Source organism: Pseudomonas sp. MWU347, assembly GCF_017947305.1.
In the GTDB taxonomy this organism is placed as follows: domain Bacteria; phylum Pseudomonadota; class Gammaproteobacteria; order Pseudomonadales; family Pseudomonadaceae; genus Aquipseudomonas; species Aquipseudomonas putida_A.
On record NZ_JAFGZB010000004.1, the window covers coordinates 307,681 to 328,148 of the forward strand.

At 61.6% G+C, this 20,468-nt stretch carries 23 protein-coding genes; 13 read left to right on the forward strand and 10 right to left on the reverse strand.

What is annotated here, in order from left to right; translation table 11 throughout:
* Nucleotides 1-39: 39 nt before the first annotated feature.
* The 3 genes from KCG87_RS10785 (at nucleotide 40) to KCG87_RS10795 (ending at nucleotide 2,764) form a co-directional block, all read left to right on the forward strand.
* Nucleotides 40-960: a LysR substrate-binding domain-containing protein gene (locus KCG87_RS10785; RefSeq protein ID WP_027614510.1), complete on the forward strand. Its 921-nt coding sequence runs from the start codon at nucleotides 40-42 to the stop codon at nucleotides 958-960.
* Nucleotides 961-1,137: 177 nt separating this feature from the next.
* Nucleotides 1,138-2,346, forward strand: a complete 1,209-nt coding sequence (locus KCG87_RS10790; protein WP_134785673.1) for a low temperature requirement protein A — start codon at nucleotides 1,138-1,140, stop codon at nucleotides 2,344-2,346.
* Nucleotides 2,347-2,398: 52 nt separating this feature from the next.
* Nucleotides 2,399-2,764 carry a 5-carboxymethyl-2-hydroxymuconate Delta-isomerase gene (locus tag KCG87_RS10795; RefSeq protein ID WP_210557893.1) on the forward strand — a complete coding sequence of 122 codons (366 nt, stop codon included), beginning with the start codon at nucleotides 2,399-2,401 and terminating at the stop codon, nucleotides 2,762-2,764.
* A gap of 3 nt (nucleotides 2,765-2,767) precedes the next feature.
* Here the strand turns inward: KCG87_RS10795 and KCG87_RS10800 are convergent, their stop codons facing one another.
* A complete protein-coding gene (locus KCG87_RS10800) occupies nucleotides 2,768-3,703 on the reverse strand; it encodes a LysR family transcriptional regulator (protein WP_027614513.1) in 936 nt (311 codons plus the stop codon).
* Nucleotides 3,704-3,904: 201 nt separating this feature from the next.
* Nucleotides 3,905-5,086, reverse strand: a complete 1,182-nt coding sequence (locus KCG87_RS10805) for a cyanate transporter (RefSeq protein ID WP_135295149.1) — start codon at nucleotides 5,084-5,086, stop codon at nucleotides 3,905-3,907.
* Between the two features lie 254 nt (nucleotides 5,087-5,340).
* On the opposite strand from KCG87_RS10805, the gene rnd reads away from it, so the two are divergent.
* The 3 genes from rnd (at nucleotide 5,341) to KCG87_RS10820 (ending at nucleotide 7,815) form a co-directional block, all read left to right on the forward strand.
* On the forward strand, nucleotides 5,341-6,474 hold the full coding sequence (gene rnd / locus KCG87_RS10810) for a ribonuclease D (protein ID WP_097086696.1): 1,134 nt from the start codon (nucleotides 5,341-5,343) through the stop codon (nucleotides 6,472-6,474).
* Nucleotides 6,471-6,764 carry a YcgL domain-containing protein gene (locus KCG87_RS10815; protein WP_097086697.1) on the forward strand — a complete coding sequence of 98 codons (294 nt, stop codon included), beginning with the start codon at nucleotides 6,471-6,473 and terminating at the stop codon, nucleotides 6,762-6,764. Before rnd ends, KCG87_RS10815 begins: the two co-directional genes overlap by 4 nt.
* 118 nt (nucleotides 6,765-6,882) lie before the next feature.
* Nucleotides 6,883-7,815 (forward strand): D-2-hydroxyacid dehydrogenase, encoded by a 933-nt coding sequence (locus tag KCG87_RS10820; RefSeq protein ID WP_003222601.1) that lies wholly within the window; start codon nucleotides 6,883-6,885, stop codon nucleotides 7,813-7,815.
* A 124-nt stretch (nucleotides 7,816-7,939) separates the two neighbouring features.
* Here KCG87_RS10820 and KCG87_RS10825 read toward each other — a convergent pair whose 3' ends face one another.
* Nucleotides 7,940-8,533, reverse strand: a complete 594-nt coding sequence (locus KCG87_RS10825; protein WP_210557892.1) for a nitroreductase family protein — start codon at nucleotides 8,531-8,533, stop codon at nucleotides 7,940-7,942.
* Nucleotides 8,534-8,698: 165 nt separating this feature from the next.
* Between KCG87_RS10825 and KCG87_RS10830 the strand changes: the two genes are divergently transcribed.
* Complete coding sequence (locus tag KCG87_RS10830) at nucleotides 8,699-9,148, forward strand: YcgN family cysteine cluster protein (protein WP_098967686.1); 450 nt, start codon at nucleotides 8,699-8,701, stop codon at nucleotides 9,146-9,148.
* Between the two features lie 36 nt (nucleotides 9,149-9,184).
* Nucleotides 9,185-10,414 carry a hypothetical protein gene (locus KCG87_RS10835; protein ID WP_210557890.1) on the forward strand — a complete coding sequence of 410 codons (1,230 nt, stop codon included), beginning with the start codon at nucleotides 9,185-9,187 and terminating at the stop codon, nucleotides 10,412-10,414.
* A gap of 120 nt (nucleotides 10,415-10,534) precedes the next feature.
* On the opposite strand, the gene KCG87_RS10840 is transcribed toward KCG87_RS10835, so the two are convergent.
* The 4 genes from KCG87_RS10840 to KCG87_RS10855 all read right to left on the reverse strand — a co-directional run bounded on the left by KCG87_RS10840 (nucleotide 10,535) and on the right by KCG87_RS10855 (nucleotide 12,765).
* Nucleotides 10,535-10,912, reverse strand: a complete 378-nt coding sequence (locus KCG87_RS10840) for a DUF2892 domain-containing protein (RefSeq protein WP_098967689.1) — start codon at nucleotides 10,910-10,912, stop codon at nucleotides 10,535-10,537.
* A gap of 82 nt (nucleotides 10,913-10,994) precedes the next feature.
* Nucleotides 10,995-11,465, reverse strand: a complete 471-nt coding sequence (locus KCG87_RS10845; protein ID WP_007911337.1) for an RNA methyltransferase — start codon at nucleotides 11,463-11,465, stop codon at nucleotides 10,995-10,997.
* 192 nt (nucleotides 11,466-11,657) lie between these two features.
* Nucleotides 11,658-12,029 (reverse strand): YajD family HNH nuclease, encoded by a 372-nt coding sequence (locus KCG87_RS10850; protein ID WP_003222612.1) that lies wholly within the window; start codon nucleotides 12,027-12,029, stop codon nucleotides 11,658-11,660.
* Between the two features lie 49 nt (nucleotides 12,030-12,078).
* Nucleotides 12,079-12,765, reverse strand: a complete 687-nt coding sequence (locus KCG87_RS10855) for a spermidine synthase (protein ID WP_003222615.1) — start codon at nucleotides 12,763-12,765, stop codon at nucleotides 12,079-12,081.
* Nucleotides 12,766-12,845: 80 nt separating this feature from the next.
* Between KCG87_RS10855 and KCG87_RS10860 the strand changes: the two genes are divergently transcribed.
* Nucleotides 12,846-13,130, forward strand: coding sequence for a hypothetical protein (locus KCG87_RS10860; RefSeq protein WP_134785679.1), 285 nt, complete (start codon nucleotides 12,846-12,848; stop codon nucleotides 13,128-13,130).
* Here KCG87_RS10860 and KCG87_RS10865 read toward each other — a convergent pair.
* Nucleotides 13,127-13,600, reverse strand: a complete 474-nt coding sequence (locus KCG87_RS10865; protein ID WP_041070525.1) for a cyclic nucleotide-binding domain-containing protein — start codon at nucleotides 13,598-13,600, stop codon at nucleotides 13,127-13,129. The two genes, KCG87_RS10860 and KCG87_RS10865, sit on opposite strands and share 4 nt — an antisense overlap.
* Nucleotides 13,601-13,806: 206 nt before the next feature.
* Complete coding sequence (locus KCG87_RS10870; protein WP_210557888.1) at nucleotides 13,807-15,861, reverse strand: S9 family peptidase; 2,055 nt, start codon at nucleotides 15,859-15,861, stop codon at nucleotides 13,807-13,809.
* Nucleotides 15,862-16,097: 236 nt separating this feature from the next.
* Between KCG87_RS10870 and KCG87_RS10875 the strand changes: the two genes are divergently transcribed.
* The 3 genes from KCG87_RS10875 to KCG87_RS10885 are packed head-to-tail and all read left to right on the forward strand — an operon-like array spanning nucleotide 16,098 to nucleotide 17,945.
* The gene (locus KCG87_RS10875; RefSeq protein WP_086791999.1) at nucleotides 16,098-16,595 is read left to right on the forward strand and encodes an MFS transporter; all 498 of its coding nucleotides are present in this window, start codon (nucleotides 16,098-16,100) and stop codon (nucleotides 16,593-16,595) included.
* Nucleotides 16,596-16,611: 16 nt separating this feature from the next.
* Complete coding sequence (locus KCG87_RS10880) at nucleotides 16,612-17,388, forward strand: class II glutamine amidotransferase (protein WP_025110635.1); 777 nt, start codon at nucleotides 16,612-16,614, stop codon at nucleotides 17,386-17,388.
* A gap of 14 nt (nucleotides 17,389-17,402) precedes the next feature.
* The gene (locus tag KCG87_RS10885; RefSeq protein ID WP_007969600.1) at nucleotides 17,403-17,945 is read left to right on the forward strand and encodes a DUF2937 family protein; all 543 of its coding nucleotides are present in this window, start codon (nucleotides 17,403-17,405) and stop codon (nucleotides 17,943-17,945) included.
* A gap of 144 nt (nucleotides 17,946-18,089) precedes the next feature.
* Here the strand turns inward: KCG87_RS10885 and KCG87_RS10890 are convergent, their stop codons facing one another.
* Entirely contained in the window at nucleotides 18,090-19,004 is a 915-nt protein-coding gene (locus tag KCG87_RS10890) for a LysR family transcriptional regulator (protein WP_098967696.1), read from the reverse strand.
* A gap of 158 nt (nucleotides 19,005-19,162) precedes the next feature.
* Here KCG87_RS10890 and KCG87_RS10895 point away from each other — a divergent pair, with 158 nt between their 5' ends.
* The gene (locus KCG87_RS10895; protein ID WP_096796615.1) at nucleotides 19,163-20,449 is read left to right on the forward strand and encodes an MFS transporter; all 1,287 of its coding nucleotides are present in this window, start codon (nucleotides 19,163-19,165) and stop codon (nucleotides 20,447-20,449) included.
* Nucleotides 20,450-20,468: the final 19 nt, after the last annotated feature.

The following is a 20,468-nucleotide window of genomic DNA, read 5'->3' on the forward strand; positions in this document are numbered from 1 at the left end:
TTTCTAAACTGCCCGCAGACCGGGGAGTAGGGGCAATGGATGAATCGAAATGAATTACGCAAGGCCGACATCAATCTGATGGTGGTGTTCGAGACCTTGATGCTCGAACGCAACGTGACCCGGGCGGCGGAGAAGCTGTTTCTCGGCCAGCCGACCATCAGTTCGGCGCTCAATCGCTTGCGCGCGATGTTCAACGATCCGCTGTTCATTCGCGTCGGCCATCGCATGGAGCCGACTGCCCGGGCCGAAGAGCTGTTCAAGTACCTGTCGCCGGCCCTTGACTCGCTGTCGGTGGCGCTGAGCCTGACTCACGATTTCGACCCGGCCGTGAGCAACATGACGTTCCGGATCGGCCTGTCCGATGACGTCGAATTCGGCCTGCTGCCACCGTTGCTGCGGGCGCTGCGTCAGGAAGCACCCAGCGTAGTGTTCGTGGTGCAACACGTCGACTACTGGCGCATCCCCGACCTGCTGGCCGCCGGCGACATCACCGTCGGCATCAGTCAGACCCGGGGCCTGCCGGCCAATGCCAAGCGCAAACTGCTGCGGCATATCCAGCCAAGCATCCTGCGCGCCGACGCCTCGGATTCGCCGCTGACCCTCGATGAATACTGTTCGCGCCCACACGTACTGGTGTCGCACACCGCCAACATCAGCGGCTATGCCGATGAGTGGCTGGCGGAAATCGGCCGCACCCGGCATGTGGTGTTGTCGGTGCCGCAATACAGTGCGCTGCCGGCATTGCTGGCCGGCACCGACCTGATCGCCAGCCTGCCGGACTACACCGCCGAAGCCATGGCTGCCTCCGGGCTGTTGTTCAAGGAACCGTTTCCGTTCAAGACGCCGATGCTGGATCTGTCGATGGTCTGGCTCAGCCACGTCGACAGCGACCCGGCCGAGCGCTGGCTGCGTTCGCGGCTTGAGGCGTTCATGAGCGAACGGCCACTGACCGCCCCCTGAATCCCACCACAAATCTCCCCTGTAGGAGTGAGCCTGCTCGCGATGAGGGTGTGTCAGTCGACATTGATGTTGTCTGACACGACTCCATCGCGAGCAGGCTCACTCCTACAAGGGTTTGCGTTCGTCTGGTCTGGCTGCTTTGCTCAATGGCAGTAACCTTGGCGGAGGCCTGTCCCGATGAGCATTTCCCGATCGTTGCTGCGTGGGCGCGGCAGTCTCGACAGTGGCAAGGTCGGCATGGTCGAGTTGTTTTTCGATCTGGTGTTCGTGTTTGCCGTGACTCAGCTCTCGCATTCGTTGCTCGCGCAGTTGTCGATTCTGGGCGCGGTGCAGGTGGCGCTGTTGATGGTCGCGGTGTGGTGGGTGTGGATTTTCACTTCGTGGATCACTAACTGGCTCGACCCGGAAAAATTGCCGATCCGTCTCGGCCTGTTCGGGCTGATGATCGCCGGTCTGTTGCTGTCGTCCTCGATTCCCAAGGCTTTCACCGAGCGCGGGCTGATGTTTGCTTCGGCGTTCGTGTTCATGCAGGTCGGGCGCACGCTGTTTGCGATCTGGGCGGTGCGTGGCGAGTCGCTGAGCATGACCCGCAACTTCCAGCGAATTCTGGCGTGGTTGATGTGCTCCGGCGTGTTCTGGATCGTCGGAGCCTTTCTTGACGGGCAACAACGTCTGCTGTGTTGGGCGCTGGCGCTGTTGATCGAGCTGATCTCGCCTTCGCTGTATTTCTGGGTGCCGGGGCTGGGGCGTTCGTCGTTGAGCGACTGGAACGTCGAAGGCAATCACATGGCCGAGCGCTGCGCGCTGTTCGTGATCATCGCCCTGGGCGAATCGTTGCTGGTCACCGGCGCGACGTTCGCTGAACTGACGCTGAGCGCCACCGGAGTCATGGCGTTTCTGGTGGCGGTGCTGGGCAGCATCGGCATGTGGTGGGTGTACTTCGACAGCGGCGCCGAGCGCGCGCATCACCGCATCGCGCATTCGAGCGATCCCGGGCGCCAGGCGCGCATCGCCTACACCTACCTGCACGTGCTGATTGTTGCCGGGGTGATTGTCAGTGCGGTGGCCGACGAACTGGTGCTGGTGCACCCGGATCACGCCAGTGACGCCGGGATCCTGGTGATCGTGGGCGGGCCATGGCTGTTTCTGTTGGGCAATGCGCTGTTCAAGTGGGTCATGTCCGACCGACCGCTGCCGCCGTTGTCGCATCTGGCGGGGCTGGTGTTGCTCATGCTGGCGCTGCCATTGGCGTTGAATCACTGGTTTTCGGCGCTGGTGCTCGGGGCGCTGACCACGGCGATCGTGGTGCTGGTGGCGCTGTGGGAAAGCCTGGCATTGCGTCAGGCGTCGGCCTCGATAACCTCGGAAAAAGCCGCAGGAGAGTAGGGCAGCGCTGTGGTATATGTACGACCTTTCTGCCGACTGACTGGAGCACCCCATGCCACACCTGCACATGGAATACACCGCCAACCTGCCGCAGTTGAACGCTGATGTGGCGTTGATCCGGCTCAACAACGCCCTGGTGGGTTCCGGTCAGTTCGCTGCGGAGTTCGATATCAAGAGCCGGGCGGTGAAGGTCGAGACCTTCAAGGTCGGTACCGGCATGGGTGAGCGTGCTTTCATCCATGTGAAACTGGCGCTGCTCAGTGGTCGCTCGCCGCAGATCAAGAAACAGCTCTCGGAGAGCCTGCTGGCGGTGTTGCAGGATCTGTGCGAGTGGCCGGCCGGAGTTGAAGTGCAGTTGTGTGTGGAGTTGCTCGATATCGACCGCGATTCCTACACCAAGACCGCCATCGGCATGTAGGACTCAGGCCGCTTCCAGCTCACTGCACACCTTGATCACCTGCTCGCGCAGCCAGACGTTGGCGCTGTCCTGATCGGCGTTCTGGCTCCATTGCATGTCGAGGGTGAACCCCGGCAGGCCGTTCGGCGCCTCGCAGTGATTGAACACCGCGTCGTTGGTCAGCAGACGCTGGATGCGCCGGGGCAGGGTGAGGATGAAATCGGTGCCGGTGATCATCTTCAATGCCGCGCTGTAGCTGTTGGAACGCGCGACGATCTGCCGTTTCTGCGCCTGACGCGCCAGCCAGCCATCGACCATGTTGGTGGTGGAAGTCCACGGTGTCGGGAACACATGGCGCCGCTCGGTGAAGGCCTGCAGGCTCAGGCGCGGTTCCAGCGGCGTGGCGCGTTTGTCGAAGACACAGACCAGATCGTCCTCCAGCAGCATCCGCGATTTCAGGTCGGTGTGGCTGCGGTGGAAGTTGGGGCCGAAACAGATCACCAGGTCGAGGCTGCCGTCGCGCAGTTCGTCGGCGGGCACATCGGTCTCGAACTTGTGCATGTTGACCACCACCGGCAAATCGTCGAAGTCGAAACGCTTCAACAGCCGTGGCAGCACCAATTGCTCGAAGTATTCCGGAGCGCAGATATTGAAGGTCACCGCTTGCCGGGTCGGATCGAAGGCCGGGGCGCCGGCGTGGCACAGGTTGATGCTTTCGAGGATCTTCTGCACATGGCCGTACATGGTGCCGGCCTTGTAGGTGGGACGCATGCCCGTGCGGGTGTTGATGAACAACTCGTCTTCGAAACTGGTGCGCAATTTTTTCAGGCAATAGCTGACAGTGGACTGGCTGACGCACAGCGTCTCCGAGACATCCGTGACGCTGCTTTGCTCATACACGGCGATAAACACCATGAGGTCCTGCATGTCGAGCTTTCGAAGCAAGTTACTGTTCAGCATCCGTTCCGTCCCGCTGTGCTCCTTGCGCTGAAATCCGCGCAAACGTGTGCGCATGATCGTAGCGGAACGATGGTGCCAGGACAAAGCCCTGTAGGACGTTTCAATGTCGCCAGTGGGACAGAAACTTTTAGCAACACGACGTCGGCAAATAAACCGCAAAAAGATGGCAACAGGCCTCTAGCCCGGCGGCGGCATTCGGCTTCAACGGATGTGTCGGGCGTACAGCCGAGGGTCGAAGCGCAGCACTATCAGCAGCATCACCACCATCACTGCGGTCAGCGACCACCAGGCCCATTCAAAGCTGCCGAGCCGGTCGCGGATGATTCCGGCCAGCAGCGGCGAAAGCCCGGCGATCAAGTAGCCGATGCCTTGCACGAACGCGGTCAGGCTGCCGGCGCGCTGCGGGTTGTCGAGGTGATCGAGGGAGACAATAAGGCTCATCGGAAACAAGCCGCCAATCCCCAGCCCCAACAGGCACGGCCACAGCAGGCTGAGGTGTTGCGGGCTGAGGATCAATCCGCAGAAACCGGCAATGATCAGCAACAGCAACGTAGCCAGAATCAGGCGACGATCACGGCTGCGGTTGGCGATGGCCGGCGTCAGCAACCCGGAAATCACCTCCATGGCTGTCAGAAAACCCAACAGCAGGCCGGCGTGCTGTTCGCTCCAGCCTTGTTCCACGTAGTACGGCGCCAGCCAGGCGAGTACGCAGGTGTAGGACGCCGTGCCGAGGCCGAAGAAGAAGGCCAGCAGCCAAGCGCGGGAGCTACGCGTGAAGGACTCTTTTCCTACAGGCGTGTTCTGGATGGATGACGGGGTCGACTGTGTCCACCAGACCAACAACGCGAGCAAGGAAAGTGCCGCCCAGATCGCCAAGCCGATGCGCCAGCTGCCGGTCTGCCCCAGCACCAGCGGCGAAAATGAGGCGGCCAGCGCGGCGCCGCCCATGATCGATGTGACATACAGGCCCATGCACAGCGCCACATGGTCGGGGAAGCGTGACTTGATCAGCACCGGCATCAGCGCCTGAATCAGGGCGATACCCATCCCGGCCAGCACCGCGCTGCCAATCAACTGCGGTGCCGAATCGAGCACCAGCCGCGACAGTGTCGCCAGACCGATAATCCATAGCGACAGGATCACCGTGCGTTGCTCGCCTAGCCGGCGGCTGATGCCGATGCCGAAAAACATCGCCAGCCCCATCGCCATCACTGGCAGCATGGTCAGCAGCGAAGCCACGCTGAAACTCAGCGGGATATCGCCACGAATTGCCGACAGCAACGGCCCGACGGCGGCCATGGATGGGCGCAGATTGAGTGCGACGAGAATGATCCCGAACATCAGCCAGGCAGCGGGGCGGGTGTTGGCGCGGACGTTTTCCATCGGCAGACTCTGGATTGCGGAGGCTGTCGATTAGGCGGCGCGCAGCACTTATCGGCAAATCAGATTTCCCGAGCATTATTTAAAAATTAAATATGGCTCTCCTACATGGGGAGGTTCGGATTCCTCTTGCTGATCACGCTGTAAGACTATTCTTTCTTTCTGGCAGGACATTTCGTTACAGCTCTGGCCCAGCGCAGGCGCGTAAAACGCCGGCGGCGATATATACTGCGCGCCATTCTTCAAGGGAGAGCCGTGTGGCCATCGATATTCACTGGATTCGCGACAACGAAAGCCTCGCGCAGTTTTGCGCCGAGTGGCAGCAACTGCCGTTCGTTGCCCTCGACACCGAATTCATGCGGGTCGACACCTTCTACCCGATTGCCGGTTTACTGCAGGTCGGCGACGGCAAACGCGCCTACCTGATCGATCCGCTGAGCATCGACGCCTGGCAACCGCTGGCGGCGTTGCTGGAAAACCCGGCGGTGCTCAAAGTCCTGCACGCCTGCAGCGAAGACCTCGAAGTGCTGCTGCGTCTGACCGGCAGCCTGCCGGCGCCGTTGTTCGACACGCAACTGGCGGCGGCCTACCTGAACCTCGGGTTCTCGATGGGCTATTCGCGGCTGGTGCAGGAAGTGCTGGGCATTGAGTTGCCGAAGGGCGAAACCCGTTCCGACTGGTTGCAGCGTCCACTTTCCGACACACAAATCAGCTACGCCGCTGAAGACGCAGTGCATCTGGCGGAAGTTTTCGTACAGCTGCGGCCGAAACTGTCCGACGACAAATTCGCCTGGGTGCTGGAGGACGGCGCCGAACTGGTCGCCAACCTGCGCCGCGAGACCGACCCGTACGAGGTCTACCGCGAAGCCAAACTGGCGTGGAAACTGTCCCGTGCGCAACTGGCGGTGCTGCGTGAGTTGTGCGCCTGGCGTGAAAAAGAAGCCCGCGCCCGTGATCTGCCGCGCAACCGCATCGTCCGTGAGCACTCGCTGTGGCCGCTGGCCCGCACGCAGCCGGACAACCTCGCCGCGCTGGGCAAGATCGAAGACATGCACCCGCGTACCGTGCGTCAGGACGGCCAATTTCTGCTTGATCTGATCAAGCGCTCTGGCAGTGTGGGGCCTGATCAATGGCCGCCGGCGGTGCCGGAACCATTGCCGGTCGAAGCGGCTGCGCTGATCAAGCAACTGCGCGCCCTCGGCCAGGTCGAAGCCGAACGCCTGGGCATCGCCCCGGAACTGATGCTGCGCAAGAAAACCCTCGAAGCGCTGGTTAAAAGTGGCTTCCCCGAGGGTCCTTATCAATTGCCTGAGTCGCTGCGTGGCTGGCGCCGCGAACTCATGGGCCAGAAGCTGCTCGACAGCCTGGCCACCGCCGGAGAACAGCCTTGAAACGTATTTGCTCCATTTATCAAAGCTCCAAGCGAAGCGGGATGTACCTTTATGTGCTCAAGAGCGATGCTCTGGAGCGTGTGCCGGAACCCCTGATGCTGGCGTTCGGCAAGCCGAAACATGCCTTCGATCTGGTGCTGTCGCCTGAGCGCAAGCTGGCCAGCGAGGACATCGTCGTGGTCCTGGAAAACCTCGACAAGCAGGGCTATCACCTGCAGATGCCACCGGCCGAGGACGAGTACATCGAACACCTGCCCGAAGAATTGCTGCGACGCAACGACCCGGTCTGATCTGCGAGGCCCTGTTCTGGGCCTCTTGCCACCCTGGAACTGATTTTACGGCGACGACCGCCACGAAGGAGCACGGCTCTTTCGGCGGTTGCCTGCACGGTTTGCGAAAGGTTTGAAGATGCGCGTTCTGATTGCTGAACACGACCACGCGGTGTACGCCCGGCTGCTGCGTCAGGCGGCCCCCGAACTTGAAGTACTGACCAGTGGCGACTCTGCCGAACTGGCCCGTCAGGCGGCCGATTGCCCGGTGTGGCTGGGGCAGCCGGATCTGCTGGCGACCCTGCTGCGTCAGGGCCATCAGCCGCAATGGCTGCAATCGACCTGGGCCGGCATCACGCCGTTGCTCGCTGACGGCTTGCGCCGCGATTACCGCCTGACCCGCGCAGTGGGGATCTTCGGTCAGGTGATGGCCGAATACGTGCTGACCTACATGCTCGGCCACGAGCGGGAAGTGCTGGCGCGGCTGGTCAGCCAGGTCGAGCGCAAGTGGGACAACCGCACCGGCCAGAGTCTGGTCGGGCGCAAGGTGCTGATCGTTGGCACCGGCGATATCGGCCAGAGCGTGGCGCAGTTCCTGTTGCCGTTCGGCGTCGAGTTGTACGGCATCGCCAGCAGCGCGCGCGAGCAGGCGCCGTTCGTCGAAGTCGGCTCGATGGCGGATCTGCCACGGCTGGTGGGCGCGGTCGATTACGTGGTCAATCTGCTGCCGAATACCGAGCACACCCACGACATTTACGACGCGGCGCTGTTCAAGCAATTCAAGCCGACCGGGTTGTTCATCAACGTCGGGCGCGGCGTGGCAGTGGTTGATGCGGATCTGGTGGAAGCCCTGAAGGAAGGGCATCTGGCGGGCGCGGTGATCGACGTCTGCCGTCAGGAGCCGTTGCCGCAACGCCATCCGTTCTGGACCGCCTGGGGCCTGCTGCTGACCGGGCACAGCTCGGCACCAACGTCACCGGCGTTGATGGTGCAGTTGTTTGTCGAGAACCTGAAGGCGTATCAAGCGGGAGAAGCGTTGCGCGGGGAAGTGGATTTCAACCGCGGATATTAAATCCACCGCGATACCTGTAGGAGTGAGCCTGCTCGCGATGGCGTAGTGTCAGTCGACATTGATGTTGTCTGACACTACGCCATCGCGAGCAGGCTCACTCCTACAGTGGTTTTTGCATGGTGGCTTAGAGGGTGAAGTTGCCTTCTGCGGCCAGCTCGCTCAGCGGGCGACGCGGGCTCGGCACTTCACGAGCCTGCAGGTATTCGGCCAGGGTCGCCTTGTCACCCAGCTTGCCGATCGCGACCGCCGCATGCAGCGCATAACCTTGCGGAATGTTCAGCTCCTTGCGGGCCAGCTCCTGATCGAAACCGGCCATGCCGTGGGTGTGCCAGCCGCTGATGCTCGCTTGCAGCGCCAGGTGGCCCCAGGCCGAGCCGGTGTCGAAGGTGTGCCACAGCGCCGGGGACTCTTCGCTGGCACCGGGTGCGGTGAAGGTGGTTTTCGAAATCACGATCACCAGCGCCGAAGCGTGTTGCGCCCAGCTGCGGTTGAATTCATTCAGCAGACCCAGGAAGCGTTCCCAGTTCGGCGTGTCACGGCGCGCATACAGAAAGCGCCATGGCTGCGAGTTGTAGGCCGACGGCGCCCAGCGTGCGGCTTCGAAAAAGCTCAGCAGGGTTTCTTCCGGGATCGCTTCGCCGGTGAAGGCGCGGGGCGACCAGCGGTCGGTGAACTGCGGGTGAATGGCGTAATCGGCGACGCGAGGGTTGGCACTCATCGAAAGATTCCTTGCTGTGTTTGAGTCATGAATTCGTGGCAAAACCCTACTGGGCGGCGATTCGGCTGACAAGCGCGATTTACCGACAGTCGCCAGCGCTTGGCCCGCAAGGCCTTGGGCACTAGACTGGCGGCCTTTTCACCACCTGATGTTGATGCTTGAACCATGGCCGCCATAGTCGAACCGTTCTGGAAACGCAAAACCCTCGAGCAACTGGATCACGAGGAATGGGAATCGCTGTGCGACGGCTGCGGTCTGTGCTGCCTGCAGAAACTCGAAGATGAAGAAGACAACAGCGTCTATTACACGCGCATCGCCTGCAAACTGCTGGACCTGAAAACCTGCCAGTGCAGCGACTACCCGAATCGCATCAAGTTTGTCCCGGACTGTATCCAGCTCACTCCTGGCCAGGCCGAAGAATTCAAATGGCTACCGCCGACTTGCGGTTATCGTCTGGTCAGTGAAGGCAAGGATCTGCCGCTGTGGCACCACCTGGTGTGCGGCGATCGTGACGCCGTGCACCACGAACGGATTTCCCAGTCCGGGCGCATGCTCGCCGAAGGCAGCGTGCCGGAGGACGACTGGGAAGATCACCTGATTTTCCGGGCTGGTTAAGCACCAAGGGTTTCCAGGATTCAACAAGGAGTGTGTATGGCTGGGGGATTGCTGCGGGCATCGCTGATCGGCCTGCTGGCGCTAAGCGCGCCGGTGTGGGCGGCAAAGAAGGTCGATCTGGATTACCACGTGCGCCTGTTGCCGCAAAGCGATCAGGCCGAAGTACGCCTGACCCTGGCCAAAGGCGAAGCGGTGCGCAGTCTCGACTTTGACCTCGGTGACGGCAGCCATTACAGCGACTTCAAGGCCGACGGCCAGTGGCAACTGACCCCGGGCAAACAGACCCGGGGCCTCTGGCGCCCGATCGGCGACAAGCCCAGCCTGACTTATCGCGTCAGTATCAGCCACGGCCGCAAGAGCGGCAGCTTCGACACGCGCATGACCCCGAGCTGGGCGCTGCTGCGTGGTGATGATCTGGTGCCGCCGGCCAGGCTCGATCAGCAGGATGGCATCGAGCTGGTGTCGCGTCTGCAATTCGAACTGCCCAATGGCTGGCAAAGCGTTGAAACCGCCTGGCCGCGCATCGGCAAGAACAAATTCCGCATCGACAACCCGTCACGCCTGTTCGACCGCCCGACCGGCTGGATGCTCGCCGGTCACCTCGGCAGCCGCCGCACGCGCCTGGGCGAAACCGAAGTCACCGTGGCCTCACCGCAAGGGCAGGGCATGCGGCGCATGGATGTGCTGACTTTGCTGACGTTCGTCTGGCCGCAGGTGCAAGCGGTCTATCCCCGGCATCCGAAGAAACTGCTGATTGTCGGCGCCAACGACCCGATGTGGCGCGGCAGCCTCGGTGCGCATGAGTCCATTTACCTGAACACGCGTTTGCCGCTGGTCAGCGAGAGCGGCAGCAGTGCGCTGGTGCGCGAGCTGGCGCAGGTGTTCGGGCGCATCAATGACGAACAGCGCAGCGACTGGATCAGCGAAGGCTTTGCCGAGTACTACGCGATCGAACTGGTGCGGCGTGCCGGGGGCATGAGCGATGAGCGCTATCAGGCGTTGCAGGCGAAGTTGACCAAGGACAGTCAGAAAGTCACGTCCCTGCGCGGCGAACAGATCAGTGCGGCGCAGCTTGCAAAAGCGGTGATTGTCTTGCAGGAACTAGATCGCGAGATTCGCTTGAAGACGCGCAACAAACGTTCGCTGGATGATGTGTTGCGCGGGGCGATGCATCTGGGGACGGTGAGTACCAAGGAATTTGTGCAACTGGCCGAGAGTGTTCTGGGCGAGTCTTCCAAAGTCCTCGATAGCGCATTGCTTCAGTAATACCGCTTTCGCGAGCAAGCCCGCTCCCACATTTGATCGCATTCCAACTGACGGAACCCGGTTCAATGTGGGAGCGGGCTTGCTCGCGAAGAGGCCAGAAGCCTCACCGAAAATTCAGGCTCAAACCCCGGCCTTCGGCGATTTCACCGAATCATTGCCGGTCACCGTCGCGGTGCTGGTCGCCGCTTCGGCATTGGCCTTGAGCTTGCTCAGTTCTTCCCCGGCCCGTTCGATCTTCGCCCGGACGTTGTTCATGTCCTCACGGCTTTTCTCCAGCAGGCTTTTCACCGAGCTGTGCCCAGTGATGCCACGGGCCATCGCCACGCCGCCAATCGCCACCTGAATCAGACCGAACACGCCGCCACGGCGCAGGCCCTTGCCGACCATGATCACGCCACCGGCCAGCGAGCCAATGCGCTCCCAGCCCTGGACGTTCTGCTCGGTCGGGCTCTGGAACGGGGTGGAATCGATACGTTGGACGCGTTTGAGTTCGGTCATGATCTGTCTCCCAGGCAATGTGCAATAGATAGATAAGCTGACTGCCGCAGCGGCCGGCTCGTTCCATCGGATGTGCGACGTTTCAGCGGAATTTCGGCCCGGAGCGGGTATTCAGGCCCTTGGCCATGCGGTCGTAGAGTACGACGTTGACCGTGGCAGCGAGGTTCATGCAGCCGGTGGTCGGGATGTACACGACGTCTTCACACCAGTCACGGATCTCTTTATCCAGCGAGCCGTCTTCCGGGCCAAAGATGTATAGCGCGCGATCCGGATGGGTGTATTCGGGCAGCGGGCGGGCGCCCTCGACCAGTTCCACGGCGACCGGGACGCAGTTGAGCGGGAGGATCTTTTTCAGGTCGTCGATGCCGATCAGCGGGATGTCGTAGTGCACGCGCTTGGTGTCGGTGACGAAATCGGCGGCGCGTTCATAACGCTTGCCGGTGTAGAACACCGACGCCACGCCGTAACAGCCTGCGGCGCGCATCACCGAACCGACGTTCTCCGGTGATTTGGGGTTGTACAAACCAATGCAGCTGTAACGTTTGTCTGCCACGAGCGGGGTGCCTTCGGGAAAAAGAGGGCGATTATACGGGGATTGGGCGGTTGTGGTCAGACCTGGGATTATCGGTGCCCGAACGGCCGCCTTCGCGAGCAAGCTCGCTCCCACAGTGGTTTTGTGTATGACACCGATCCAGTGTGGGAGCGAGCTTGCTCGCGAAGGGGCCAGTCGGGCCAATGAAGAACTTTAATCTTCTTTTTTCATCAACCCGGCGAGGGCAGCAAACGGGTTATGCGTGGCCTTGGCGATTTTTGGTGTGCTCAGCGAGCCGTCGCCGAAATATTGCTGGTCGGTGTAGCGCGAGTGTTCGTTGTCGTGGCAGTACAGGCACAACAGCTCCCAGTTCGAGCCGTCCTGCGGGTTGTTGTCGTGGTTGTGGTCGCGGTGGTGCACGGTCAATTCGCTCAGACGCTTGCCGGAAAACTCACGGGCGCAGCGGCCGCAGACGTGCGGGTACATCTTCAGGGCCTTGTCGCGGTAGCCCATTTCCTTGTCGCGCTGGTTGTCGGCAAGGATGCGATCGAGCTTCGACGTGTTGGTCGGGGTGGACGAACTCATGGGTTCACCTTTGTAAAAAGACTAATGACGGTTATGTGCAGAGTTTAGCTCAGCCCTTGAGCTTCTCGGCAATCCAGATCGTGTGGCGGGTGCCCTTGTTGCCGTGGGCGAAGACCTGGACTTCTTCGGCCTTGAACCCGGCCTTCTTCAATTTGTCGGAAAACTGCCGGTCAGCGCTGGCCGACCACACCGCCAGCACACCTTTGGGCCGCAGGGCCTTGGCGCAGGCGTTGAGGCCAGCGGCGGAGTACAGCCAGCTGTTGGCCTTTTGGGTCAGGCCTTCGGGGCCGTTGTCGACGTCGAGCATGATCGCGTCGAAGCCGTTCGGCTCGCTTTGCAGGACCTTGGCCACGTCGTCCTGACGGATCACTGTGCGCGGGTCGAGCAATGGTCGTCCGGACTTTTCACCGAGCGGCCCGCGATTCCACTCGACCACGCCGGGCACCAGTTCGGCGACCACCACCTCGGCACCCTTGCCCAGATGCTTGAGCGCCGAGGCGAGGGTGAACCCCATGCCCAGACCGCCGATCAATACACGCGAATTCGGCCGGCCGGCGACCTTGCGGCAAGGGATCTCGGCCAGCGCATCTTCCGAACCGTGCATGCGGGTGTTCATCAATTGCCCGCCGTCGCCACCCTGGATCTTGATGACGAAATCCTCGCCATACTCGAACAGGCACAGGGCGCCACCGTTGTCAGGGATCGGCGTGGTGTCGAGCAGAACGAAACGTTTCATGGAAATCTCTACAAGGGGGAAGGCAAGCAGGCCCGTTGGGAGTAGCCTGAGCGCAGACTAAAGGCCAAACGGAGCCCTTGATGAAGCGCACCATTCTAACGGTCATTGCCCTGGCCGCGCTCTCGATTACTGCAGTGCAGGCGCAGCAGACCATTCCGGTCAGCCCGACGCCGCAACCCGGCTCGCCGGGAACCGCCACGCCGACCCCGTATCCGCAAATTACCCCGATCAGCGCACCGAAGGTCGGTGCCGGCAGTGGTAGCCCGCCGCTGGTGCCGATCGAAATGCCCAGCCCGCCGAGCAAGGATCAACCGGTGCCGGGCATCGAGCCGAGCGGCACCAAGGTCAAATCCCCCGGCGGTTAAACCTGTTGCGCCGCCAGTTGGCCGTCGGCCATGCGCAAACGTTTGGAGAGTGACACGGCAAGGGCGCGGATGATTTTCGCGGCGATCTTCGGCGCGTCGTTGAGCATTTTTTCCAGCGAGTCCTTGCCCAGGTTGAGCAACTGACAGTTGCTCGCCGCGACGCAGGTCGCCGAACGGCGCTCACCATCGAGCACCGCCATTTCCCCGAACGCCCGCCCGCTGCGCAGGGTGGCCATGGTGATGACCTGGCCGTCGGGGCCAGTCTTTTGCACCGCGACCTGGCCGGTGTGGAGGATGCACATGAAACTGCCGGCATCGCCCTCACGGAAGATCGCTTCGCCCTCCGCCACGGTGCTGATGCTGAAGTAGCCCGAGGCCGCGGCAAAGTCCGCCAGTTGCAATTGATCGAACAGGCCACAGTCCATCAGCCAGTCGCGAATTTCGTTGTTCAGCAGGGTGGGTTCTGACATGTCATTGCGGTCTTTATTGTTTTCACGGTTTTCAGGCACTACACGAACCCCTGTGGGAGCGGGCTTGCTCGCGAATGCGGTGGTTCAGTCAATATCAGTGTCGACTGACCCACCGCATTCGCGAGCAAGCCCGCTCCCACAATGGGATTTGTGGTGTATCGACCACCGGGGTCTGGAATTAAGACCCAAGTGACCGACGGAGTTCCTCAGGCCAGGCCCAAAACCTTGAACACAAATGCATATTCGAGCGCTACGTCACGTAATCCCTGATAACGCCCGCTCATCCCGCCATGCCCGGCACCGAGTTCGGTCTTGAGCAGCAGCAGGTTGTCGTCGGTCTTGGTCGCGCGCAGTTTCGCCACCCACTTGGCCGCTTCCCAGTACTGCACGCGGCTGTCGTTGTAGCCAGCGATGACCAGGGTTGCCGGATAATCCTGCGCGGTGACGTTTTCGTACGGTGCGTAGGCCTTGATCCGCTCGTAGACGTCCGGCTCTTCGGGGTTGCCCCACTCGTCGTACTCAGTGACGGTCAACGGCAAGTCCGGGTCGAGCATGGTGTTGAGCACGTCGACGAACGGCACTTCGGCAATCGCCACGCCGAACAGGTCCGGGCGCTGATTGAGCACCGCGCCAATCAACAAGCCGCCAGCGCTGCCGCCGCTGATCGCCAGTTTCTCGGCGGTGGTGATGCCGTTGAGGATCAGGAATTCGGCGCAGGCAATGAAGTCGCTGAAGGTATTGTGTTTGTGTTCCTGTTTGCCGGCGCGATACCAGGCTTCGCCCAGCTCACCGCCGCCACGCACGTGGGCGATGGCGAAGGCCATGCCGCGATCCAGCAGGCTCAGGCGGGCATGGGAGAACCACGGATCGAGGCTGGAACCGTAGGCGCCATAACCGTACAGATACAGCGGCACCGGTTTGCCGACCATTTCGCGTTTCATTACCAGACTGATCGGCACCTGCGTACCGTCCGGCGCCGTGGCCCACAGGCGTTGGCTGACGTAGGCGTCGGCGTCGAACGGGCCGAGCACCGGGGTTTCTTTCAGCACGGTTTGCTCGCCGCTGGCCAGCAGCAATTGGCGCACCTGTGCCGGACGATTCAGCGCCTCGTAACGCAGACGGATGCAGTCGTTCTCGAACTCCAGGCTGTTCTGCACATAGAGGCTGTAAGCCGCGTCCGGCAATTGCACGCGATACGGCGTCAGGCCTTGCGGATGAACTTCGATGATCGGCAGACCGCCTTCGCGCAGGCTCAGGGTCATGGCCGCGGTGTTCAGCGTCACGCCGTCGAGCATCACCGTGTCGCTGTGCGGGATCAGGTTCTGCCAGTCGGCTTCGCTCGGTACCACACCGGTGTCCGGCGCCTGATACAGGGCGAAATTGATGCCGTCACGGTTGGTGCGGATGAACCAGGTCCACACGCCATCCAGCGCGCCGTGATCGACATCGTATTCGTGATCCTCGACCCGTGGCGCCAGGCAAGTGAAGGGCAGGTGCGGCTGATGCGCGTCCAGCGCCCAGACTTCGCTGGTGGTCTTGCTGCCCAGGGTCAGCAGCAATTGCTGCTCGGAACTGGAGCGGTAGCAATGCAGGAAGAAACGCCCGTCCGGCTCGTGGAACACCTCTTCGGCGGCGGTGCCGTCGAGGCGATAGCGAAACAGTTTGTGCGGGCGATGGGTGTCGTCGAGCACACCGAAGAACAGCGTCAGGCTGTCGTTGGCCCAGGTCATGCTGCCGTCGCAGTCCTGAAATTCCAGTTCACTGACCTTGTCATTGGCCAGCTCCTTGACGAACAGTGTGTAGATCTCGTCGCCCGAGGCGTCGACGCTGTAGGCCAGACGCTGGTGATCCGGGCTGATGCTGAACGCGCCGAGCGAGAAGAAGCCGCCGTTGGCCAAAACGTTCGGGTCGAGCAGCAGTTGCTCGCGGCTTTCGTCGAGGGTCAGGCTGTCATCGGCCGGACGCGGGCAACGGTAATGGCGGGCGTACTCGTCACCCGCCGTGGTGCGCGTGTAATACAGATACGGGCCCCAAGGCGAGGGCAGGGACAGGTCGGTTTCGAGGATCCGGCCCTTGATCTCCTCGAACAGGCTCTCGCGCAGGCCGACCTGATCGGCGGTCTGTGCTTCCTGATAGGCATTTTCGGCCTTGAGGTAGTCGAGCACCGCGTCGGTGTCGCGTTCCTGCAGCCAGGCATACGGGTCGGCACCGGCAGCCTTGCGGGCGATCGGGGCGCGGAGGACGTGGGCGGATTCGGGCATGGAAGGCTCTCGGACAATGTTCGGAATAAAGGTTTTCGCGGATCGTGAAACCGCCGCAGCACCTGTGGGAGCGGGCTTGCTCGCGAAGGCGTCCTGTCAGTAAAGACTTATTTGGCTGACACACTGCTTTCGCGAGCAAGCCCGCTCCCACAATGATTGCGGCAGGCCGTCTGGCATTGGGACAAGCCTGACGGGCGAAAAGTCGTTACTATAAGCGCCTCTTTGCCTGCCTTGCCATGGACACCATGACCGAGAACGACTATCTGATCGCCTGGGGCCTCTACGCCTTTGCTGCTGTGGGCTGCCTGTTGGTATGGATGCGCCTGACCCGCTGGATGTGGCGCTGGCTGCGCGAGCCGCTGCGGGTGCTGATGGCAGTGTTGCTGTTCAGCCCGACCATCATTGACCCGGTGAAAGCCAAGGTTGCACCGTCGATCGCCATCACCGCGCTGGACCTGGCCTTCAAGGTCGGCAACAACGCCTGGCGGGCGATTTCCGATCTGTTCATGTACGGCATGATTGCGTTCGGCATCTACCTGATTTTCGTGCTGATCCGCTTCCCGATCGAACGCGCCTCGCGCGCCCGCCGCGAGCAGGCCGAGGCGGCCAAAGCGGCGGCGCGTGCCGATGATCGCGACGACGATCAGCCGTTCGGCGCTGCCGGTGATGACCGTTACGGTCGCCCGCCATTGCCGAACAATCCGCAGCGCATGCGCGTCGAGCCGCGCCTGTAATCACGAGAGTCAGCACATGTGTGAACTACTGGGCATGAGTGCCAACGTGCCGACCGATATCGTGTTCAGCTTCACCGGCCTGATGCAGCGCGGCGGGCGTACCGGCCCGCACCGCGACGGCTGGGGTATCGCCTTCTATGAAGGCCGCGGCTTGCGTCTGTTTCAGGATCCGGCCGCGAGCAGTGAGTCGGAAGTCGCCAACCTGGTGCAGCGCTATCCGATCAAGAGCGAAGTGGTCATCGGCCACATTCGTCAGGCCAACGTCGGCAAGGTCTGCCTGTCCAACACTCACCCGTTTGTGCGCGAACTGTGGGGGCGCAACTGGTGTTTTGCGCACAACGGCCAGCTCGCCGATTTCACCCCGATCAAGAGTTTCTACCGCCCGGTGGGCGATACCGACAGCGAAGCGGCGTTCTGCGATTTGCTCAACCGCGTGCGTGCAGCATTCCCGGAACCGGTCGATATAGAAGTGCTGCTGCCGGATCTGGTCGCTGCATGTGCCGAATACCGCAGCAAAGGCGTGTTCAACTGCCTGCTCAGCGACGGCGACTGGCTGTTCTGCTATTGCTCGACCAAACTGGCACAGATCACCCGGCGCGCACCGTTCGGCCCGGCGCGGCTCAAGGATGTCGATGTGATCGTCGATTTCCAGGCGGAAACCACGCCCAACGACGTGGTCACGGTGATCGCCACCGAGCCTTTGACCGAAAACGAAACCTGGACCCGTTACGAACCGGGCCAATGGAGCCTGTGGCGACGCGGCGAATGCGTCAGCCAGGGCACGACCGAATAAAGGATCTCTCCCCGATGTTGCTCAGTTATCTACGGCTGGTGTTGTTTGCGGCGGGCCTGTTGATCGGTGTCCAGGTGCCGGGTTTCATCAACGATTACGCCAAACGCGTCGAAGCTCATCTGATCGAAGCGCAGACCGGTCTGCGCGGTTTTCAGGGCACCGCCGAGCAGTTCTTCAAGGGCGACTTGCAGGCGCTGGTCGCGCATTACCGCGCCAGTGATGACCCGGTATTTCGCAGCGATGCCGACAGCCTGAGCACCTTGCTCAACCGCCAGACAGCGCTGGATAAACAGTTCCAGGCGATGCAGGGCCCGTGGTACATCCGCTTCCTGCAAGTGGTGCTGGCCGCCGACCCGGACATTCGCAAGGAAACCTGGAACGGCTACAGCTACCAGATCCTGCTGACTCCGGAAGCGATGATCTGGGGCATGAGCGGCGCGTTGCTGCTGTCGTTCGGCATCGAGTGCCTGATTCGTCTGATTGACTGGGTGGTGCTCGGCGGCCGGCGTTTGCGCCAGAGCCGGCCGATTGAAGACCGCGACGTGCGCGGCTTGTAAGGCTGGCCAAATTCCGTGGCGAGGGGATTTATCCTCGATGGGGCGCGAAGCGGCCCTCAATGGTGTGTCAGATCAACCTGATTGCTCAGGTTTCAGGACTGCTGCGCAGCCCATCGGGGATAAATCCCCTCACCACAGGTGTGATTACTGAGTGAGGGTGATGTAGTTTTCACCGACCTTGCGCGCATACCCCGCCAGCACCTGCTGACACAACGTCACCATCTCCTCGACCCACTCCACGCCAACTCGCCACGACACCACCACCTGCAGATTCGGCGGTCGCAGGTCGATGTCGAGCAAAGTCAGTTCACCCCGCGCCAGTTCCTCGGCCACCAGCACCGGCGGCAGCACGCCAATCCCAAAACCATCGCGCAACAGCCGGGTGATCGCCGACACCGAATTCACGCAGTTCAGGCGCGGCGCCAACACACCGTTGGCCTGCATCAATGCCAGCAGATCCTGATGCGGTCGGGAGTTCTTCGAGTAGGTGATGATCCGCTCCTGCGCGAGTTCGCCGAGGTCAGCGTACTCGCGGTTGTAGATCGAATTGCTCGCAACGATCCAGCCCAGCGGATGGCTGGCCAGCTCAAGGCTGCGCACACTTTCGTGGCGCACCAGATCGGTTTGCAGAATGATGTCGAGAAAGCCTTTTTGCAGCTGATCGCAGAGGTTCAGCGAGGTATCCGCCACCAGCTCGATTTCCACCCGCGGATACAGATCGGTCATCTGCGCCACCAACGGGCTGAGCCAGGTGTGGATCACCGTGTCCATTACGCCGATGCGCACCCGCCCGACCTTGCTCGAACGGGTTTCGATCGATTGCTTGAGCGCCGACATGGTGTCGAGCATCTGCTCGGCATAATCCAGCACTTTCAGGCCTTCGGGCGTCAGGCTGACGCCGCGTGAATCGCGCAGAAACAGCTTCACCCCCAGCTCGCCTTCGAGCACCGCGATGCGGCTGGAAATCGACGCCTGGGTAGTGAACAGCTTGTCGGCGGTCAGGCGAAAACTCTTCAGCCGGGCGACCCAGACAAAGGTCTCGAGAAACTTCAGGTTCATGGCAACGGCTCGGGTGACAAATTTTTCTTATGCCTAAGGCGGGTTTTTATTCGTTGGACGCAGCAGGGCCGGGCGACGAAAAATCGGCGCATCCGGTTCCCACGATAGGCGTCGTCGGAACTTCGAACAAGACCAATAAAAGCCTGCGGAGACTTGCCATGCGTGCGCCCGACACCCTCGACCTCCCCAAGAACACGGCCCGCCCCGGACCGTTCGACTGGTATCGCAACATCAATCAGCAAGAGCGTCGCACCTTCTGGAGCTGCAAGATCGGCTATGGCCTGGACGGCATGGACACGCAGATGCTCAGCTTCGTGGTGCCGACCCTGATCGCCATGTGGGGCATCACCACCGGACAGGCCGGGCTGATTCACACCAGCACCCTGATCGCTTCGGCCATTGGTGGCTGGGTGGCGGGGATTCTCTCCGACCGCATCGGCCGCGTGCGCACCCTGCAACTGACGGTGCTGTGGTTCGCTTTCTTCACGTTCCTCTGCGGTTTCGCGCAGAACTACGAACAGCTGCTGATCGCCCGCACCCTGATGGGCTTCGGTTTTGGCGGCGAATGGACCGCTGGCGCGGTGCTGATCGGTGAAGTGATCCGCGCCAAGGATCGCGGCAAAGCGGTGGGCATGGTGCAGAGCGGTTGGGCCTTGGGCTGGGGATTGACGGCGATTCTCTATGCGCTGCTGTTCTCGGTGTTGCCGCCGGAAGATGCCTGGCGTGCGCTGTTCATTCTCGGCATCGTCCCGGCAATTTTCGTGATCTTCGTGCGGCGGCTCGTGAAAGACCCGGAAATCTATCGCGAAGCCAAGGCGGCGCAAACTCCGCAGAATCCGGCGAAGTTCTACGAGATCTTTGCCCCCGGCATGCTGTTCACCACGTTCCGTGCTTCCTTGCTGACCACCGGTGCGCTCGGCGGTTACTACGCAATCACCTCGTGGCTGCCGACCTTCCTCAAGAATGAACGCGGCTTGAGTGTGCTCGGCACTGGCGGGTATCTGGCGATGGTGATTGTCGGCTCCTACGTCGGCTATGTGATCAGCGCTTATCTGACCGATCTGCTGGGACGTAAAAAGAACTTCATCCTGTTTGCGGTCGGTTCGTTCACCATCGTCTTGCTGTACACGCAGATGCCGGTCAGCAACGGCGTGATGCTGTGGCTGGGCTTTCCGCTGGGCTTCTTTGCCTCGGGGATTTTCAGCGGCATGGGCGCGTTTCTCACCGAGCTGTTTCCAACGCGGATTCGTGGCTCGGGGCAGGGCTTCTGCTACAACATCGGTCGGGCGCTGGCGGCATTGTTTCCGCTGTTGATTGGTTTGCTGAGTCAGAAAGTCCCGTTGAGCGTGGGCATCGGTGCGTTTGCTGCGGTGTCCTACGGCGTGGTGATTCTCGCCGCATTGAGCCTGCCGGAGACCCGTGGCAAGCAACTGGATGCGCAGTAACTGATAACCTGCCGGGCAA

What these genes read in the sequence shown, in the direction of transcription:
- KCG87_RS10785 (WP_027614510.1), top strand. Translation starts at nt 40, where the DNA reads ATGAATCGAAATGAATTACGCAAGGCCGACATCAATCTGATGGTGGTG.
- KCG87_RS10790 (WP_134785673.1), top strand. Translation starts at nt 1,138, where the DNA reads ATGAGCATTTCCCGATCGTTGCTGCGTGGGCGCGGCAGTCTCGACAGT.
- KCG87_RS10795 (WP_210557893.1), top strand. Translation starts at nt 2,399, where the DNA reads ATGCCACACCTGCACATGGAATACACCGCCAACCTGCCGCAGTTGAAC.
- KCG87_RS10800 (WP_027614513.1), bottom strand. Translation starts at nt 3,703, where the DNA reads ATGCTGAACAGTAACTTGCTTCGAAAGCTCGACATGCAGGACCTCATG.
- KCG87_RS10805 (WP_135295149.1), bottom strand. Translation starts at nt 5,086, where the DNA reads ATGGAAAACGTCCGCGCCAACACCCGCCCCGCTGCCTGGCTGATGTTC.
- KCG87_RS10820 (WP_003222601.1), top strand. Translation starts at nt 6,883, where the DNA reads ATGCGCGTTCTGATTGCTGAACACGACCACGCGGTGTACGCCCGGCTG.
- KCG87_RS10825 (WP_210557892.1), bottom strand. Translation starts at nt 8,533, where the DNA reads ATGAGTGCCAACCCTCGCGTCGCCGATTACGCCATTCACCCGCAGTTC.
- KCG87_RS10830 (WP_098967686.1), top strand. Translation starts at nt 8,699, where the DNA reads ATGGCCGCCATAGTCGAACCGTTCTGGAAACGCAAAACCCTCGAGCAA.
- KCG87_RS10835 (WP_210557890.1), top strand. Translation starts at nt 9,185, where the DNA reads ATGGCTGGGGGATTGCTGCGGGCATCGCTGATCGGCCTGCTGGCGCTA.
- KCG87_RS10840 (WP_098967689.1), bottom strand. Translation starts at nt 10,912, where the DNA reads ATGACCGAACTCAAACGCGTCCAACGTATCGATTCCACCCCGTTCCAG.
- KCG87_RS10850 (WP_003222612.1), bottom strand. Translation starts at nt 12,029, where the DNA reads ATGAGTTCGTCCACCCCGACCAACACGTCGAAGCTCGATCGCATCCTT.
- KCG87_RS10855 (WP_003222615.1), bottom strand. Translation starts at nt 12,765, where the DNA reads ATGAAACGTTTCGTTCTGCTCGACACCACGCCGATCCCTGACAACGGT.
- KCG87_RS10860 (WP_134785679.1), top strand. Translation starts at nt 12,846, where the DNA reads ATGAAGCGCACCATTCTAACGGTCATTGCCCTGGCCGCGCTCTCGATT.
- KCG87_RS10865 (WP_041070525.1), bottom strand. Translation starts at nt 13,600, where the DNA reads ATGTCAGAACCCACCCTGCTGAACAACGAAATTCGCGACTGGCTGATG.
- KCG87_RS10870 (WP_210557888.1), bottom strand. Translation starts at nt 15,861, where the DNA reads ATGCCCGAATCCGCCCACGTCCTCCGCGCCCCGATCGCCCGCAAGGCT.
- KCG87_RS10875 (WP_086791999.1), top strand. Translation starts at nt 16,098, where the DNA reads ATGGACACCATGACCGAGAACGACTATCTGATCGCCTGGGGCCTCTAC.
- KCG87_RS10880 (WP_025110635.1), top strand. Translation starts at nt 16,612, where the DNA reads ATGTGTGAACTACTGGGCATGAGTGCCAACGTGCCGACCGATATCGTG.
- KCG87_RS10885 (WP_007969600.1), top strand. Translation starts at nt 17,403, where the DNA reads ATGTTGCTCAGTTATCTACGGCTGGTGTTGTTTGCGGCGGGCCTGTTG.
- KCG87_RS10890 (WP_098967696.1), bottom strand. Translation starts at nt 19,004, where the DNA reads ATGAACCTGAAGTTTCTCGAGACCTTTGTCTGGGTCGCCCGGCTGAAG.
- KCG87_RS10895 (WP_096796615.1), top strand. Translation starts at nt 19,163, where the DNA reads ATGCGTGCGCCCGACACCCTCGACCTCCCCAAGAACACGGCCCGCCCC.